Raw genomic sequence first — 15,601 nt, 5'->3', positions numbered from 1 at the left:
CCTTTCTCCTCACATCGCTGCGCTCGTTTGTCGGCAGTCCAGAACGACCGCGGCCACAACTCCGAGGGACCCTCGGCGCGAACTTCGGAGTTCTAATACTCACCGAGGTAGAAGCGGGCACCCTGGTCGTCGAGGCATTCGGCGGAGATCGCGTAGGACTGCTGTTCGGGGCCGCTGATCACAATGCCACCGCCGTCTCGAACTCGCTGCACCGCTACCTCGATGTCGTCGACGACCCACATCGGTACCGCAGCAGAGTTCTTCTGGCCACCCGCGATACCGGTCATCGGATGGTTGTCCTCGACCTCCCAGCCGTCGTCCATCCCTCCTGCGCTGTAGGTCCAGCCGAGTACGCGCCCGTAGAAGTCGCGAAGCAGCTCACTGTTCGGGGTGTAGTGCGTCATGTAGGTGAGCTCGCCGTGACCGGTGGCGTTCAGACTCGGCCGGCGATCGTCGGCTCCCGGACGGTAGACGGCAAATGCCACACCCTGATTGTCCACGGCGTCGAGAACGTCGCCGAAGGGTAACTGGTGCAAGTCATTCGGTGTACCGCCGGCAGCGACGATGCTTGCTCGAGCCTGGTCCAGATCGTCGACCGCGTAGGCGCACATCATTGCCTGCCCACTCTGGGCCGAGTGGATCCCGATTTGTTGGGACAGATTGGTGACCTGCCCGGTGGCGGCGTCGACCTCCCAGCCCAGGACGGAGCCGTAGAACGCCGCGGCCCGGCCGACGTCGGTGGTCCACAAAGAGCAGTATCCGAGGTCGCCGTGTCGAATGTGTTCGGCGGAGATAACCGGCACCGATGAAGGACCGGTCAGCATCCACCGGTGACCGAATGGGTCGACGATGACCCCGGTGCGGGTGCCGTGGGCGTCGTACGGCTCGCGCTGGACCTCGGCGCCGCTGTCGCGCGCCTTGCGAAGCGCGGAGTCGGCGTCGGGAACGGAAACCATCAAGGACACCGAAACATGCTGTGGTGAAGGTGCTTTGAGGCCGAGCTCGGCGAATTCGCCTGCCAGGTAGATCGCTCCACCACCGATGAGCAGCTCGGCGTGCCCGATGCTGCCGTCGTCCATCAGGATCGGTTCGCCGCGCAGTTCGGCACCGAGGTGCATGACGTACCAGTCGATCGCGGCGACGGGATCGGCGACGGTGAGATAGGGCAGGGCGCCAGGGCGCTCGACCATTGGTCCTGCTGCAGAGACGGTTTCGGGTAGTGCATCGGTGGTCATGGTGACTCCTTCGGGTAGATTCAGTCCGCGTTCCAGGCGGGTGCGCAATCGGCGCGCGAAGTCGGCGTCGGGGGTTGCCGGGACGTCCCCGGTGGTCAGCGCTGTGAACGGATCGAAGTCGTCGGGTGCGTTCATCGCCGGCCTCCCTTCGCTGCGGACGTGGCTGGATCGGAGGGATATGACGCGCGGAAGGCCCGCTTCGCCCTGGTGAGCAGTGCTTCGGTCGCGGTGACGGTTCGGTCGAGCATTTCGGCGCACTGGGCGACGGTGCAGTCGTCCACGTAGCGCAATGTGAGGACTGCCCGGTGGGTGTCGGACAATCGGAACAGCGTGTACTCGGCGAGGATGCGATCGAGGTGCACATCCCATTGGTCGTCTCCGGGGTGGTCCGGTACCTCCTCGACCGGTATCGGGGTGCGCTGCATACGGCGCCAATGGTCGGCCAGTTTGTGCCGAGCGATTCCGATGAGCCACGGGATCGACGGGTCGACCGGGTCGTCGCCCCGGGCGCGGTCCATCGCCGCCAGGAATGTCTCGGACGTGAGGTCTTCGGCGATGCCTTTGTCCCTGGTGCGCCGGATGAGATAGCCGTACACCGCGGGCAGCGCTTCGTCGTAGACCGCCAGCAGCGCATGGCCGCCGGACGACAACATGCCGCCCGAGGAGTTCTCTGCTGTGCCGCTCACATACCTATCGTCGTCGGAGCCGGGTACTTTCCGACGCCCAAATCCGGAATAATTTCAGGATGGGGCCAGCACGGTGAGCGTCGTGCCTTCTTCGAGCACCAGATAACCGTCCACGACCTCGACCTGACCGCCGACAATCGAACGCTGCCAGGCAACAGAACCGTCGCGGACATCGAACGCCGTGAGTTCACCGCCGTTGCCGAAGACGGCGATATCGCCGCCTTGTCCGACGCACGAGAGGTAGTCGACGTTCGCGGCCGGATTCATCAGATCGGGGCGGGCGAACTTGCCGAGCTGTTCACCTGAACGCAGGTCGAAAGCTGTTCGGGTGGCGTCCTTGAGCGCGAACACCACCACTGAACCGCATGGTCGGGTGTTGACCTTGGACAGTTCAGGATCGGTGATCTGCCACAGTCGTTGCGCGTCGGCGGGGTCGAACACCGCGTACGTGCCCTGAGTCTGCATTACCTGAGCCGGCCCGGTTCCGGTGGTCACCGGCAGGACAGAGGTCCCGGAGACGAGTTGCTGTTTGTCGTTGACCGAGGTCCGGGTGCCGTCGGTTCGATAGAACTCGACGCGCTGCTCATCGGTACCGGTGAACTGCAGCGCAACGCCAGAAGGGTAGATCTCCATGTCGCACGAGTCGCAACCGATTCGGTCGATACCCGTCGCCGGATCGACGATGTGCTTGGAGCCGTCGGAGGCGCTGATCGCAATGACGTCGTCCCGAACCTCGACCTTCGCGGAAGCAGCGAACGTCCGAGCCCAGATCTGCCGGCCGTCCGGGGCGTTGCGGCTGACCTGATAGCCCGAATCGTTCACTCGCAAGAAGTCGGGCCCGAACCCCGTGACAGCTCTCGTGTGTCTGATGTCCGATCGCTGCCCGAGTTCCCCCGAGGTGAGATCTGCCAGATAGAAGCCGTCGGGCTGCTCGGCGAGGGTGAGAGCGCATCCCAGCTCGCCCTGTCCGTTGATCGAGCATGAGCCGAGTCCGGCGTCGATGGGTACATCCCACAGGCGTTCGCCATTGCGGCGATCGATGGCGAGATAGGTCGTCCCGAGGCCGGACGGATACGCGATCAGCCAGATGTCGCCGAGGGTCCCGGCGACGACAGGGGTCGCGCCTTCGCCGTACGTGCGCATGTCCGTGAGATCGAGGCTCCACTGTTCGGTGGGCTCGCTCTGATAGGAGCGGAGTTGCCCGTTTGCGAAATCGTCGGCTGTCGTCGTGGGTGTCCCCATCGAGAAAATCAGCCCGACGCAGACCACCATGGCAATCGAGAGGGTCAGTACTACGATCCCTATCCCAGGTGCGGACCGGCCTTTGAGCATGTCGTCTATCCAATCATGCGAGGGACGGATTGCTCACGACCGTTCTCACAATCCACGTTGGAAGTCGGATAGATCTGCGACTCGGGCTTGATTGGCGCAATATCTCGTAGGGCGTCTTTCCTCCCGCGGTCACGGTGGGCGGTTCGGAGTTCGTCAGTGGGCCATCGAATCCGATTGCCCCGGCGTGAGTGGCAAGACACTGCAGTGCATAGGTTCCATTGGTGGCTCGTCTCGCGGATCGCAACTACCCGTGAACAGGCGGGTTACAACCGTCCGGTCGGGAAGCGCTTCCTGTAGCGAAGCCGACGGCGGAACGTTTTGATCGAGCGCGTGAACGAAACGTTGTGCGCGAAATAGCACCGTTGACAACGTCCTTGAGTGAGTACTGACGAATGGCCGGCACGCCGGATTCTTCCACCAGCCGCAGCTGGACAGTGGGACGGTCAAGGGTGTCCATCGACGTCGTGGCGACTAGTGCTGATGGTTGTCACCGGGTCATGTCACAGCAGCCTGATAGTCTCCCGGTAGAAAGTTCTGTGCGGGTGCATATTTGCGTACCGTGTAGTCGTTTAGCGAAACGGCACAACGTTATTCGTGTGTTCGTACCACTTGCGAACATACGTTCGATCAGGTAGATTTGTGTTAGTTGTTCGAACTGGCCGGGGGGTCGCGATGCAGTTCCAAGAAGTTGTCAATGAAGTGATTGGCGCGGTGGTGCCTGATGATTCGGGTGAGTTGGCGTCGCTGACGGACCAGCTGATCACGCTGCCCAATGCCACCGAATTGAAGTTGGCGTTGTGCGTGGACCGAATTGACCGGCTCGGGTTGGCGAGAAGGGCCGGTACAACGACGTCGAAGTGGTTGCAGGGCAACGGTGCAGCCCCGGCCAGTGCGGCGCGCTGGTTGCGAATAGGCGCGGGGCTGTCGCTCCGAAGACCACTGCCGGCCTACAACAGGCGCACCATGACCGCCGCTGCTTGATCAATCGAACGCTGCACCACAACGCTTCTAGGCCGCCATACCCCGCGCACCCGATTGCGTCTCGGGATCGCGCTCGAAAATTGACAACTCCACAGTGTGAAATGCGAAGGGTGCTGCCGTCCGGAAGGGCCGGGCGGTAGCACTCCGAGCCGAAAATTGCCCGATCGCGAACAAGATGGTCGCTCGTCGAAATACGACGGGTCGGTGTTCCGCTACAGCAGTTGACAGGTTCGGCTGTGATGCCGTGAACCCGTCGTTCCGGGCCTCGGGCTGCCGGCCTCAGCTGGCCAATGAGCGGCGATAGTCACGCGGGCTGATGCCGCGGACCCGCTTGAAAGCTGTGCTGAGGGCGAAGGCGCTGCTGTAACCGACCTGTCGCGCAACTGAATCCAGAGTAGCTCCGTCTCCGGCGAGGAGGTCGGCGGCCATCGACAACCGCCAGTTCGTGAGATAGGCCATCGGGGGTTCGCCGACCAGGTCTGCGAACCGTCGGGCCAGCGCGGCGCGCGAGACCGAGCACTGGCCCGCCAGATCGGCGACCGTCCACGGTTGTTCGGGGTTGTGGTGGATCAGCGACAGAGCGCGACCGACGACCGGATCAGATTCCGCAGCAATCCATTTGGGACCGTCTGATTCAGGTCGCGAGAACCAGGAACGGAGCGTGTCGATGAGGACCAGGTCCAGGAGTCGGTCGAGGACCACCTCTTGGCCAGGCGCGTCACGCTCGATCTCGGCAGATAGCAGGGATATCAGAGGATTGTTGTTGTTCGACATCGTGATCAGACGTGGCAGGGCGGCGAGCAGTCGCGCCGGCACCTCACCAGCCACGCCATAGGAACCGACGAGAGACACCGACTCCCCGTCCTTGCTGTTGCCCCAACTGCGCACGCCGAGGCACATCTCGTCGACAAGGCTCGCGCCGTCGAAGCTGGTGCAGTGCTGGTGGCGGTCGATGATCGCCGTCGCGGCGCACACATCTCCGACGGCATATGGATCGGGCCCCCGGATGATCGCGACATCGCCGGGCCGCACAGTCGCTTCCTCGCCGTCGTCGAAACGGATGGTGGTAGTGCCGCTGACGGTCACCATCACCGTCAGAGGTGCCTCGTCCTCGATGCGCAGCGACCACGGCGACGTCATGACCAATCGCAGTAGAAACGCATCCTTCGCGCGGGGTCCGTTCAAAACGCTTCCCAACACATCCATGTAGACGATTGAACATGAAATCAAGCGCTGAGGCTATGGAGACGCTCATCCGGGGTCGCTGTACTGGTTCGCATGACAAACGCAACAGTTCATCACCGCCATCCCATCACCGTCATCGGCGCGACCGGCAAGACCGGTCGACGCGTCGTCGAACGTCTCGACCGGCTCGGATTGGGGGTTCGCGCAGCGAGTCGCTCCTCGGATGTCCGGTTCGACTGGACCGACCGCGACACCTGGCCCGCGGCCCTCGAGGGAGCCGGTGCGGTCTACGTGACGTACCAGCCGGACCTGATCGTGCCGCAATCGGCAGGCGATATGACGGCGTTCGTGGCGGCCGCTCGCGACGCCGGCGTCCGGCGGTTGGTCCTGCTGTCGGGGCGGGGCGAACCGGAGGCGCAGGAGTGCGAACGCATCGTGCTCCAATCGCGGATCTCTTCAACCGTGCTGCGGTGCAGCTGGTTCGCCCAGAACTTCAGCGAAGCGTTTCTCGTCGATGGCATCAACGGGGGCGTGATGGTGTTGCCGGTCGGAGCAGTGGGGGAGCCCTTCATCGACGCCGACGACATCGCCGATGCGGCGGTGGCCGCCTTGACCGAACGCGGACACGACGGCCGCGTCTACGAGCTGACCGGTCCGCGACTGCTGACCTTCGCCGAGGCGACAGCCGCGATCGGGCGCGAACTCGGTCGCGAGATCGCCTACGTCGAAGTCGGACTCGACGACTACCGCGCCGGTATGGCCGAGGCGGCCGTCCCCGATGAAGACGCCGAGATGGTCATCGCGCTGTTCGGTACGCTCTTCGACGGCCGCAACTCATCGATCACGGATGGGGTGCGGCAGATCCTCGGCCGGGGGGCCACGGACTTCGGCGAGACCGTCAAGCGTGCAGTCGGCGAAGGGTTCTGGTCATGACCGGGACACGCGACGCGGTGTTCGTCCTGGGTATCGTCTGCGTCGGACTGATGGCCGGGTTGTTCGCTGCCTTCGCCTACGCCGTCATGCCGGGGCTCGGTCAAACCGATGACCGCAGTTTCGTCTTGGCTATGCAGCGCATCAACGTCGTCATCGTCAATCCGCTGTTCATGCTGCTGTTCGTCGGCGGCGCGGGGTGCACGGTCGCAGCCGCGGTGCTCTACCGCGAGCGCCGCATGTTCTGGTGGATCGTGGCGGGTGCGGTGCTCTACGCAATCGGTCTGCTGATCACGATGGCACTCAACATCCCGTTGAACGATCGGCTCCAGGCGGCAGGCGACCCTGAACGGATCGCTGACATCCATGCGGTCCGTCGGGCTTTCGAGAGCTCGTGGGTGCGCTGGAACATCGCCCGCGCGGTGGTCCACACGGCGGCGTTCGCCGTCCTCGTCGTCGGCGCCGTGACTCGGTGATCGCCCCACCCGTTTTCGCGCGGTCCATCCACAACTGCCGGTGCGAGTTCAGGTGGCAGACGATGCTCGCGCCGAGATCTGCACCACCGCGTCGGCCACGGCGGCCGGATTGTCCAGGGACACAAACGTTCGAGCCTCTTGAACCTCGGTGACCGTGGCGTCAGGGAACTGGGCCGCGAGCCGCCTGCCGAGTTCCGGTTTGAAGCTCTTGTCGTCCATGCCCCACACCAGGGACACGGGTTTGCTGAACGACCCGACCCTGCGGGTGACGGCATCGAGCTCGGCCGGGTTTATGTTCGCGAACAGCCTGGTGATGTCGCGGCGGATCTCCGCCGACTCCTGTGCCGGTGCGACCCAGGATGCCGTGAGGTCAGGATCAGGACTGTTCGCCAGCAATCCGAAGCCGATGGGCGAGTGGCGCAGCGCCCGAAACGTCATCAGCTTCATCGACGGCTTCAAGACGCCGGGAACCTTCAGGGCCTTGAAGACCGCATTGAAGGGGAATGGCGGGAACGTGTCGAACGCGTCGCAGTTCGTCAGTACGAGGCGGCCGATGTGGTCGCCATGGGCGTCGATCGTGAACTGGCAGATCGCGCCGCCGGTGTCGTTGCCGACGAGCGTCACGTCGGTGAGGTCGAGGCCGACGACGAGTTCGCGGATCAGTCCGGCGACGCCCGTGGGGCTCAGGTCGGCGTTCGGTTTCATCGGGACCCGGTGCGAACCGAGCGGCAGGGTCGGTAGGTAGCACCGGTATCCGTGCGCCGCGAGCAGCTCGGCAGGTTTTCGCCACAGCTCGGCGTCGACGAGGGCGCCATGGATGAACAGGACGGGCGGCTGCTCAGAGTGCTCGGGTCCGACGGTCTGGTATTCGATCATCCCCAGTGTTGTCTCGATCGTGTCCATGACGGGTAACCTCCGTTAGTCACTTACGTACACCTAGCATGGAAGTTACATACAGCCTGCATGGAAGTCAATCGTCGAACCCAAGCCGACCGCACCGCTGCCACGCGGGCTGCGCTCATCACCGCTGCCCGAGTGCTCATCTCCGAACAAGGGTTCAGCGCCGTCGGGACACAGGCGATCGCTGCGGCGGCAGGGGTGACAAGAGGTGCGCTCTACCACCAGTTCGCCGACAAGGCCGAACTGTTCATGGCCGTCTTCGAGGAGATCGAAGAGGAACTGCTCGCGCAGATCGGCGACGCCATGACCGAGGCGGCGATCACCGACCCGATCGCGGCACTGGAACTCGGCGCCCGCCGATGGCTCGAACTCTGCGCGGACCCGCAGGTGCATCGGATCGTGTTGATCGAGGCCCCGGTCGTGCTCGGCTGGGATCAGTGGCGGGAGATCGGCCAACGGTATGCACTCGGAATGGTCGAGGCACTGATCGCTCAGGCCGTGTCCACGGGGGCGGTTCCCGCCCAGCCGGTACGACCTCTCGCGCACGTCATGATCGGCGCAATCGACGAGGCCGCGCTGTATGTGTCCCGGTCCGATGAACCGGAGAAGGCGCGGGCGGAAATGCTCGATGTCGTCCGCAGGCTCATTCAGGCCATGACGATCGAATTGTGAGCATGCGTTCGCTGACGGCGTATCCGGCGGCGAAACACCCTTTCGAGCTGCGGCGTTGACGGATCATGGCTCCCTTTCGGGGGTGCTGTGCTGCAGGCGCGATGACGCATCTGAGGTACCGGTGACCTGCGAGCATTACAGTGGGAGCCAAGGCTGTCGCGGTGGCGAATCGGTTCACCGTCGACAAAGGCCAACCCTGGGAAAGATCGCAGCCCGTCGACCAGTCAGACTGGTAGTCGAAGCCGAAGGCGAAGATCGACCCTAGAAACGTAAGGGAGAACAATGTTCGAACGGTTCACCGACCGCGCTCGTCGGGTTGTCGTCCTGGCCCAAGAAGAAGCGCGGATGCTCAATCACAACTACATCGGCACCGAGCACATCCTGCTCGGGTTGATCCACGAGGGCGAAGGCGTCGCCGCCAAGTCCCTCGAGTCGTTGGGAATCTCCCTCGAAGGTGTGCGCAGCCAGGTCGAAGAAATCATCGGCCAGGGCCAGCAGGCACCCTCGGGACACATCCCCTTCACCCCCCGGGCCAAGAAGGTTCTCGAGCTGTCGCTGCGCGAGGCCCTCCAGCTCGGTCACAACTACATCGGCACCGAGCACATCCTGCTCGGCCTCATCCGCGAGGGCGAGGGCGTTGCCGCCCAGGTGCTGGTCAAGCTCGGCGCCGACCTCAACCGGGTGCGCCAGCAGGTCATCCAGCTGCTGTCGGGCTACCAGGGCAAAGAGCCCCAGGAAGCCGGCACCGGCGGACGCAGCACGGAGGCCGGCACCCCGTCGACGTCGCTCGTGCTCGACCAGTTCGGCCGCAACCTCACCGCCGCGGCCGCCGACGGCAAACTCGACCCGGTCATCGGGCGCGAGAAGGAAATCGAGCGCGTGATGCAGGTGCTCAGCCGCCGCACCAAGAACAACCCGGTGCTGATCGGTGAGCCCGGCGTCGGTAAGACCGCCGTCGTGGAGGGCCTGGCCCAGGCGATCGTGAACGGCAACGTTCCCGAGACCCTCAAGGACAAGCAGCTCTACACCCTCGACCTCGGTTCGTTGGTCGCAGGCAGCCGCTACCGCGGTGACTTCGAGGAACGCCTCAAGAAGGTGCTCAAGGAGATCAACACCCGCGGCGACATCATCCTGTTCATCGACGAGCTGCACACACTCGTCGGCGCAGGTGCTGCCGAAGGTGCGATCGACGCCGCCAGCATCCTCAAGCCGAAGCTCGCCCGCGGTGAGTTGCAGACCATCGGTGCGACCACCCTCGACGAGTACCGCAAGTACATCGAGAAGGACGCCGCCCTCGAGCGCCGCTTCCAGCCGGTTCAGGTCGGCGAGCCCAGCGTCGAGCACACGATCCAGATCCTCAAGGGACTACGCGATCGCTACGAGTCGCATCACCGCGTCTCGATCACCGATGGCGCACTGACCGCGGCCGCCACCCTGGCCGACCGGTACATCAACGACCGGTTCCTGCCGGACAAGGCCATCGACCTGATCGATGAGGCCGGCGCCCGGATGCGTATCCGCCGGATGACCGCACCACCAGACCTGCGCGAGTTCGACGACAAGATCGCCGACGCCCGCAAGGAGAAGGAATCGGCGATCGACGCGCAGGACTTCGAGAAGGCCGCGAACCTGCGCGACAAGGAGAAGCAGCTCGTCACCGAGCGTGCCGAGCGCGAAAAGCAGTGGCGCAGTGGCGACATGGACATCGTCGCCGAGGTCGATGACAACGAGATCGCCGAGGTTCTGGGTAACTGGACCGGCATCCCCGTCTTCAAGCTCACCGAGGAGGAGACCACCCGTCTGCTCCGTATGGAGGAGGAGCTGCACAAGCGGATCATCGGCCAGACCGAGGCGGTCAAGGCCGTGTCGAAGGCGATCCGTCGTACCCGCGCCGGTCTGAAAGACCCCAAGCGCCCGTCCGGCTCGTTCATCTTCGCCGGCCCGTCCGGCGTCGGTAAGACCGAGCTGTCCAAGGCGTTGGCGAACTTCCTGTTCGGCGAGGACGACGCGCTCATCCAGATCGACATGGGCGAGTTCCACGACCGCTTCACCGCATCGCGGCTCTTCGGTGCCCCTCCCGGGTACGTCGGGTACGAAGAGGGCGGCCAGCTCACCGAGAAGGTGCGACGCAAGCCGTTCTCCGTCGTCCTGTTCGACGAGATCGAGAAGGCCCACCAGGAGATCTACAACACGCTCCTGCAGGTCCTCGAAGACGGCCGCCTCACCGACGGTCAGGGTCGTACGGTCGACTTCAAGAACACCGTGCTGATCTTCACCTCCAACCTCGGTACCGGCGACATCTCCAAGGCCGTGGGTCTGGGCTTCTCCCAGTCGAATGCGGAAGGCTCGAACTACGAGCGGATGAAGCAGAAGGTCAACGACGAGCTCAAGAAGCACTTCCGGCCCGAGTTCCTCAACCGTATCGACGACGTCATCGTGTTCCACCAGCTCACGAAGGACGAGATCATCAAGATGGTCGATCTCATGATCGCCCGCGTCGAGACGCAGCTGCGGAACAAGGACATGGCCCTCGAGCTGACGGACAAGGCCAAGAGTCTGCTCGCCAAGCGCGGCTTCGATCCGGTACTGGGTGCTCGGCCACTGCGTCGCACCATCCAGCGCGAGATCGAGGATCAGCTGTCCGAGAAGATCCTGTTCAACGAGATCGGTGCCGGCGAGATCATCCTCGTCGATGTCGAGAACTGGGACGGTGACGTCGCCTCCGACGACGACGAAGCCAAGTTCACCTTCAAGGGTTCGAAGAAGCCGATCGCGCTTCCCGACACCCCGGTGGAACTGGCCAAGACCGGTGACTCCGAGAAGTAAGCACTGAACCCAGAAGGGGCGCAACCGCGAAAGCGATTGCGCCCCTTCTGTCGTGAGGCCAAACAAAAGCACCCCGTTCAGTCAAACCCACCTGTTGCAACAGGTGCCTTTGACTGAACGGGGTGCTTTTGTAGAGCGGGTCAGTCTTTGACTTCGGGGTCCTGGTCCCGGCCGGCGAGCAGCAGGGTGATCGTGAGCTCGAGGCGGTTGGTCACATCGGTCGCCGAGGCGCGGCGGGTCAGCCACTGCACGAGGTTGGACATCCAGACGTCGGAGACCACGCGCGCGATCTTCAGGTCGAGTTCGGTCGGCTCGCCCTCCACCATCGCGTTGGCCAAGAGGCGGTCGATGATCAGTGCGACCTTGTCGACCTCGGCCGACGCGGACGCATCGGCGAACATGAAGGCCCGGGTCATGGCTTCGGTCAGCAGCGGATCACGTTGCATCGCAAGAGTGATCATGTCGAGGACGTGGCGGAGCCGCTCGAGGGCCGTGTTCCCGCGGAGCCTTGTCTTGTCCGCCCGACTCTCGACCGCCTCGAACTCGCGGGCGAGTGCGGTGACGAGGAGATGGACCTTGGACGGGAAGTACCGGTAGAGGGTGCCCACCGCGACATCGGCACGCTCGGCAACGGCACGCATCTGCACTGCGTCATAGCCGCCCTTGGAGGCGAGTTGCAGGGTGGCGTCGAGGATGCGGCGGCGGCGTTCGCGCTGGGCGCTGGACCCGAGGTCCACGTCGGACCCGACGGCCACGTCGCTGGCCGAGTTGCCGGCCGGTATCGGGCTAGCCATCGGGGCGTCCCCACTTTCTCATCTGTCGGTTGTCGATACTTCATCGAGCAGGTGGCGTTGTCGTCTCCACGTTAATCGCTGGCAGCGAAAACGTTACTTTCTGGACTCTGCGACACGGTCCCCTTCATTCTGCCCCGGCAGACGTGCAATATTAGAACAGGTTCTACTACGCACCGACAACCCCGAGCAGGCAAGGAAAGACTTCCGTGACCATTGCTACCACCCCAGAACATACCGCTGTCGCCGACGCAATTGGTCAATGGTCCAAAAAGGTGTCGGTCATCACGACGGTGCGGGCCGGCGAACCGGGGTCCGACCTGACTGCCGAACCCTGGCCTGCGCTGTTCCGGGAATTGGCCGAGCTCGGGATCTTCGCGGCGGCTGTGCCGGAGGGCAAGGGTGGGATGGACGCACTGTTCACGGACCTGGCGGTGATGCTCGAGCAGACCGGTTACGACCTGGTGCCCGGGCCGGTGGCGGGAACGGCCCTGAGTGCACTGCTGACCTCGCTGTCGGGCTCTCCGAACGAGAACGCGTTACTCGCGCAGCTGATCGCGGGGGACGTCGGCGCGGCAGTGGCGACCTCGGTGCTGGCCGGAGCGGTTGCACCCCGTGCTGTGGACCCCGAGCGTGGACGCGGCGAGGCGGATCCCGATCATCCGAAGGGCGTGCTCTCGGCGTCCGGTGACCTGGGACTGGTCGCGGGATACGCGCCCGATGTCGCATTGCTGGCACCGATCGACATCGCGGGCAGCCACCGGTGGGTGCTGCTCGAGCCGGGTACCTCGGGCATCGTGTCGGAACCGGTGGAGGCCCTCGACTTCTCGATGGCGCTGTCGCGGGTCCGCTTGGACGACGTGGTCATCCCGGCACACGACGTACTGCACGTCTCCGACGCCTTCGTCCGAGCCACGATCATCGCGGTCATCGCTGCGCAGGCGTCCGGAGTGGCGCGTTGGACCCTCGACACCGCCGTCGAATACGCCAAGGTCCGGGAGCAGTTCGGGGCGCCGATCGGCAGCTTCCAGGCTGTTAAGCACATCTGCGCAGAGATGCTGTGCCGCAGCGAGCAGGTCAGTGCCGCGGCCTGGGATCTCGCGTCCGCCGTCGATGAGCTGACCGACGCCGACGGCCCGGAGCGCGCCGGCGCCGCCGAACAGGTGGAGATCAGTGCTGCGGTCGCCGCGGCCGCCGTGTCGGAGATGGTGGTCGCGAATGCGAAGGACTGCATCCAGATCCTCGGCGGCATCGGGTTCACCTTCGAGCACGACGCCCATCTGTACCTCCGACGGGCCCTGGCCTGGCAGGCCCAACTGGGCTCGCCCGGGCACTGGCACGCCGCGATCGCCGAGCTGAATCGGCGGGGTGTGCGACGGAAGCTGCGCGTCGATCTCTCGGATGCCGAGGGGCAGCGCCGCGAGGTGCGCGCGGACGCCGAGGCGATTGCTGCCGCGGGTGATCAACGCCGGGCGCTCGCCGAGACGGGTTACCTGACGCCGCACTGGCCTGCGCCGTTCGGTCTCGGTGCCGACGCCGTCCGGCAGGTGCTGATCGACGAGGAACTCGAGCGTGCAGGGGTGCGCAGACCTGACCTGGTCATCGCGGGCTGGGCCATACCGACGATCATCGAGCACGGCACCGACCGGCAGCGCGAACGATTCGTGAAGCCGACGCTCGACGGCGAGGTCATGTGGTGTCAGCTGTTCTCCGAGCCCGGGGCGGGCTCGGATCTGGCAGCGCTCCGAACCAAGGCGACACGGGTCGAAGGTGGCTGGAGCCTGCAGGGTCAGAAGGTGTGGACCTCGCACGCGCACGATGCCGATTGGGCGATCTGCCTGGCGCGGACCGACCCGGACGCGCCCAAACACAAGGGCATCACGTACTTCCTCGTCGACATGACGTCGTCGGGGATCGAGACGCGGCCGTTGCGGGAGATCACCGGCCGGGCGATGTTCAACGAGGTGTTCCTCGACGATGTGTTCGTCCCGGACGACTGCGTGGTGGGGGAGATCAACAATGGCTGGCGATTGGCTCGGACGACCCTGGCCAACGAGCGGGTCGCCATGGGTGGTTCGGCGTTGGGCAAGGAGATGGAAGCGCTGCTGGCGCAGATCGACGGTGGTGAAACGGGGACGGAGCGCGGGGAGCTCACCGGGACGCAATGCGAGAAGCTCGGTGAGTTGATCGCTCAGGCGCAACTGGGGCAGGTGCTCGATCTGCGTTCGGTACTCGGATCGATCAACGGCACCGACCCCGGTGCGGCGTCGAGTGTGCGCAAGCTTATCGGCGTGCGGCATCGACAGGCGGTGCCTGAGTTCGCACAGCAACTCCACGGCGTCGCCGGGCTGGCGCAGTCGACGGCCTCACAGGATTTCCTCTTGAACAGGTGCCTGTCGATCGCCGGTGGAACCACCCAGATCCTCGCCACCGCCGCCGCCGAACGGCTACTGGGATTGCCTCGCTGAGACCGCCCGATCTCTGATACAACTAGAACAGGTTCTAATTCGCTGAAGAGGTGTAAATAGTGGACTTCACGCGCGACTCCACAGCTGAAACTGTGAGTGATGTCATCGACTCCGTCCTACAACGGCACGAGTCGATCTGGGATGCGGGCCTCACCGACGTCGGTGGCTTCGAGACCTCGCTGTGGGCAGCGCTGGCCGAATCAGGGTTGTTGGCCCTGCCGCTGCCAGAGGCCTCGGGCGGCGACGACGTCGCGGTGGGCGGGCTGGTTCCGATCCCCACGGCACTCGGTCGTGCCGCCGCAGTCACGCCCGCGATAGGGACGCTGATCGCAGGATTGGCGCCGCTCGCACATCGCGCGCCTGACGTGGCCGCGACCCTGGGAGCCCGGGTTCAGGCCGGTGGCTGGCTGGCGACGGCGATCAGCGAGCCGGGGGCGGCCCTGACCGATACGCCGCATACAACGATCTCGAACGGCAAACTCTCCGGGACCAAGACCGGCGTTCTGCACGCCGAGGGCGCGTCCGCGATCCTCGTCTCCACCGATGCCGGGGTCGCCGTGGTCCCCGCCGACGCCCCTGGCGTCCGGATGACCAGGACCACCTCGTCATCGGGATGGGGCGAGTACACGGTTGTGCTCACCGACGTCGCAGCGGACTCCGTCATCGACGGTGATCCGGGTTGGCTGCAGCAGCATCACAGCCTTGGGATCGCCGCCTACGCTGACGGGCTCGTGGCAGGGGCCATGAAGCTGACGGCCACCCATGTCTCCGAACGCGTCCAGTTCGACAAGCCGATCGGCACGTTCCAAGCCGTTCAGCAGCAGCTCGCCGACATCTACGTCGTCGCCCGGTCGATGACGTTGGCCACCACCTCGGCAGGCTGGAGGCTCACCGAAGGACTCGATGCCGGAACAGATCTGGCGTTGTCCGGATACTGGCTGGCGCAGGAGATCCCGGCCACCATGCGGACCATGATCCACCTCCATGGAGGCGTCGGAGTGGATCTCACCTACCCGCTGCACCGTTACTTTTCCATCGCCAAGGACCTGGCCAGGCTGGTCGGGGGGCCCACCGGTCGGCTGGACGCCTTGGCGCAACAGGTTGAGGCAGGAGTGTAGA

Annotated in this window: 13 protein-coding genes; 7 read left to right on the top strand and 6 right to left on the bottom strand. The window is 64.7% G+C overall.

The features are described 5' to 3' along the window. Positions 1 to 92: 92 nt before the first annotated feature. From DFR67_RS18945 to DFR67_RS18935, 3 genes are all read right to left on the bottom strand, one after another. Complete coding sequence (locus DFR67_RS18945; protein WP_110471058.1) at positions 93 to 1,370, bottom strand: VOC family protein; 1,278 nt, start codon at positions 1,368 to 1,370, stop codon at positions 93 to 95. Next, complete coding sequence (locus DFR67_RS18940) at positions 1,367 to 1,888, bottom strand: RNA polymerase sigma factor (RefSeq protein WP_110471177.1); 522 nt, start codon at positions 1,886 to 1,888, stop codon at positions 1,367 to 1,369. The genes DFR67_RS18945 and DFR67_RS18940 overlap by 4 nt, the downstream gene beginning before the upstream one ends. Positions 1,889 to 1,975: 87 nt before the next feature. Next, a complete protein-coding gene (locus DFR67_RS18935; protein WP_158539988.1) occupies positions 1,976 to 3,163 on the bottom strand; it encodes an outer membrane protein assembly factor BamB family protein in 1,188 nt (395 codons plus the stop codon). Positions 3,164 to 3,967: 804 nt separating this feature from the next. Here DFR67_RS18935 and DFR67_RS18930 point away from each other — a divergent pair. Beyond that, entirely contained in the window at positions 3,968 to 4,234 is a 267-nt protein-coding gene (locus DFR67_RS18930; protein ID WP_146240479.1) for a hypothetical protein, read from the top strand. Positions 4,235 to 4,513: 279 nt separating this feature from the next. On the opposite strand, the gene DFR67_RS18925 is transcribed toward DFR67_RS18930, so the two are convergent. Then, positions 4,514 to 5,440, bottom strand: coding sequence for an AraC family transcriptional regulator (locus tag DFR67_RS18925; protein ID WP_110471055.1), 927 nt, complete (start codon positions 5,438 to 5,440; stop codon positions 4,514 to 4,516). Between the two features lie 72 nt (positions 5,441 to 5,512). Between DFR67_RS18925 and DFR67_RS18920 the strand changes: the two genes are divergently transcribed. Beyond that, entirely contained in the window at positions 5,513 to 6,352 is an 840-nt protein-coding gene (locus tag DFR67_RS18920) for an NmrA family NAD(P)-binding protein (RefSeq protein ID WP_110471054.1), read from the top strand. Further along, positions 6,349 to 6,825 (top strand): anthrone oxygenase family protein, encoded by a 477-nt coding sequence (locus DFR67_RS18915; RefSeq protein WP_110471053.1) that lies wholly within the window; start codon positions 6,349 to 6,351, stop codon positions 6,823 to 6,825. Before DFR67_RS18920 ends, DFR67_RS18915 begins: the two co-directional genes overlap by 4 nt. Positions 6,826 to 6,873: 48 nt before the next feature. On the opposite strand, the gene DFR67_RS18910 is transcribed toward DFR67_RS18915, so the two are convergent. After that, positions 6,874 to 7,728 (bottom strand): alpha/beta fold hydrolase, encoded by an 855-nt coding sequence (locus DFR67_RS18910; protein WP_110471052.1) that lies wholly within the window; start codon positions 7,726 to 7,728, stop codon positions 6,874 to 6,876. Positions 7,729 to 7,788: 60 nt separating this feature from the next. On the opposite strand from DFR67_RS18910, the gene DFR67_RS18905 reads away from it, so the two are divergent. Continuing rightward, a complete protein-coding gene (locus DFR67_RS18905; protein ID WP_110471051.1) occupies positions 7,789 to 8,397 on the top strand; it encodes a TetR/AcrR family transcriptional regulator in 609 nt (202 codons plus the stop codon). Positions 8,398 to 8,679: 282 nt separating this feature from the next. Then, positions 8,680 to 11,223: an ATP-dependent Clp protease ATP-binding subunit gene (locus tag DFR67_RS18900; protein ID WP_110471050.1), complete on the top strand. Its 2,544-nt coding sequence runs from the start codon at positions 8,680 to 8,682 to the stop codon at positions 11,221 to 11,223. Positions 11,224 to 11,363: 140 nt separating this feature from the next. Here DFR67_RS18900 and kstR read toward each other — a convergent pair whose 3' ends face one another. Further along, on the bottom strand, positions 11,364 to 12,017 hold the full coding sequence (kstR, locus tag DFR67_RS18895; protein ID WP_110471049.1) for a cholesterol catabolism transcriptional regulator KstR: 654 nt from the start codon (positions 12,015 to 12,017) through the stop codon (positions 11,364 to 11,366). Positions 12,018 to 12,223: 206 nt separating this feature from the next. On the opposite strand from kstR, the gene DFR67_RS18890 reads away from it, so the two are divergent. Continuing rightward, positions 12,224 to 14,482, top strand: a complete 2,259-nt coding sequence (locus tag DFR67_RS18890) for an acyl-CoA dehydrogenase family protein (protein WP_110471048.1) — start codon at positions 12,224 to 12,226, stop codon at positions 14,480 to 14,482. Positions 14,483 to 14,541: 59 nt separating this feature from the next. Continuing rightward, complete coding sequence (locus tag DFR67_RS18885) at positions 14,542 to 15,600, top strand: acyl-CoA dehydrogenase family protein (protein ID WP_110471047.1); 1,059 nt, start codon at positions 14,542 to 14,544, stop codon at positions 15,598 to 15,600. Position 15,601 lies beyond the last annotated feature (1 nt).

Source organism: Williamsia limnetica (assembly GCF_003217475.1).
Classification (GTDB): Bacteria; Actinomycetota; Actinomycetes; order Mycobacteriales; family Mycobacteriaceae; genus Williamsia; species Williamsia limnetica.
This window is presented reverse-complemented; position numbering and strand designations above follow the sequence as displayed.

Coding starts and splice junctions, on each gene's coding strand:
- DFR67_RS18945 (WP_110471058.1), bottom strand. CDS start 1,370: ATGAACGCACCCGACGACTTCGATCCGTTCACAGCGCTGACCACCGGG.
- DFR67_RS18940 (WP_110471177.1), bottom strand. CDS start 1,888: ATGTTGTCGTCCGGCGGCCATGCGCTGCTGGCGGTCTACGACGAAGCG.
- DFR67_RS18935 (WP_158539988.1), bottom strand. CDS start 3,163: ATGGGGACACCCACGACGACAGCCGACGATTTCGCAAACGGGCAACTC.
- DFR67_RS18925 (WP_110471055.1), bottom strand. CDS start 5,440: ATGGATGTGTTGGGAAGCGTTTTGAACGGACCCCGCGCGAAGGATGCG.
- DFR67_RS18920 (WP_110471054.1), top strand. CDS start 5,513: ATGACAAACGCAACAGTTCATCACCGCCATCCCATCACCGTCATCGGC.
- DFR67_RS18915 (WP_110471053.1), top strand. CDS start 6,349: ATGACCGGGACACGCGACGCGGTGTTCGTCCTGGGTATCGTCTGCGTC.
- DFR67_RS18910 (WP_110471052.1), bottom strand. CDS start 7,728: ATGGACACGATCGAGACAACACTGGGGATGATCGAATACCAGACCGTC.
- DFR67_RS18905 (WP_110471051.1), top strand. CDS start 7,789: ATGGAAGTCAATCGTCGAACCCAAGCCGACCGCACCGCTGCCACGCGG.
- DFR67_RS18900 (WP_110471050.1), top strand. CDS start 8,680: ATGTTCGAACGGTTCACCGACCGCGCTCGTCGGGTTGTCGTCCTGGCC.
- kstR (WP_110471049.1), bottom strand. CDS start 12,017: ATGGCTAGCCCGATACCGGCCGGCAACTCGGCCAGCGACGTGGCCGTC.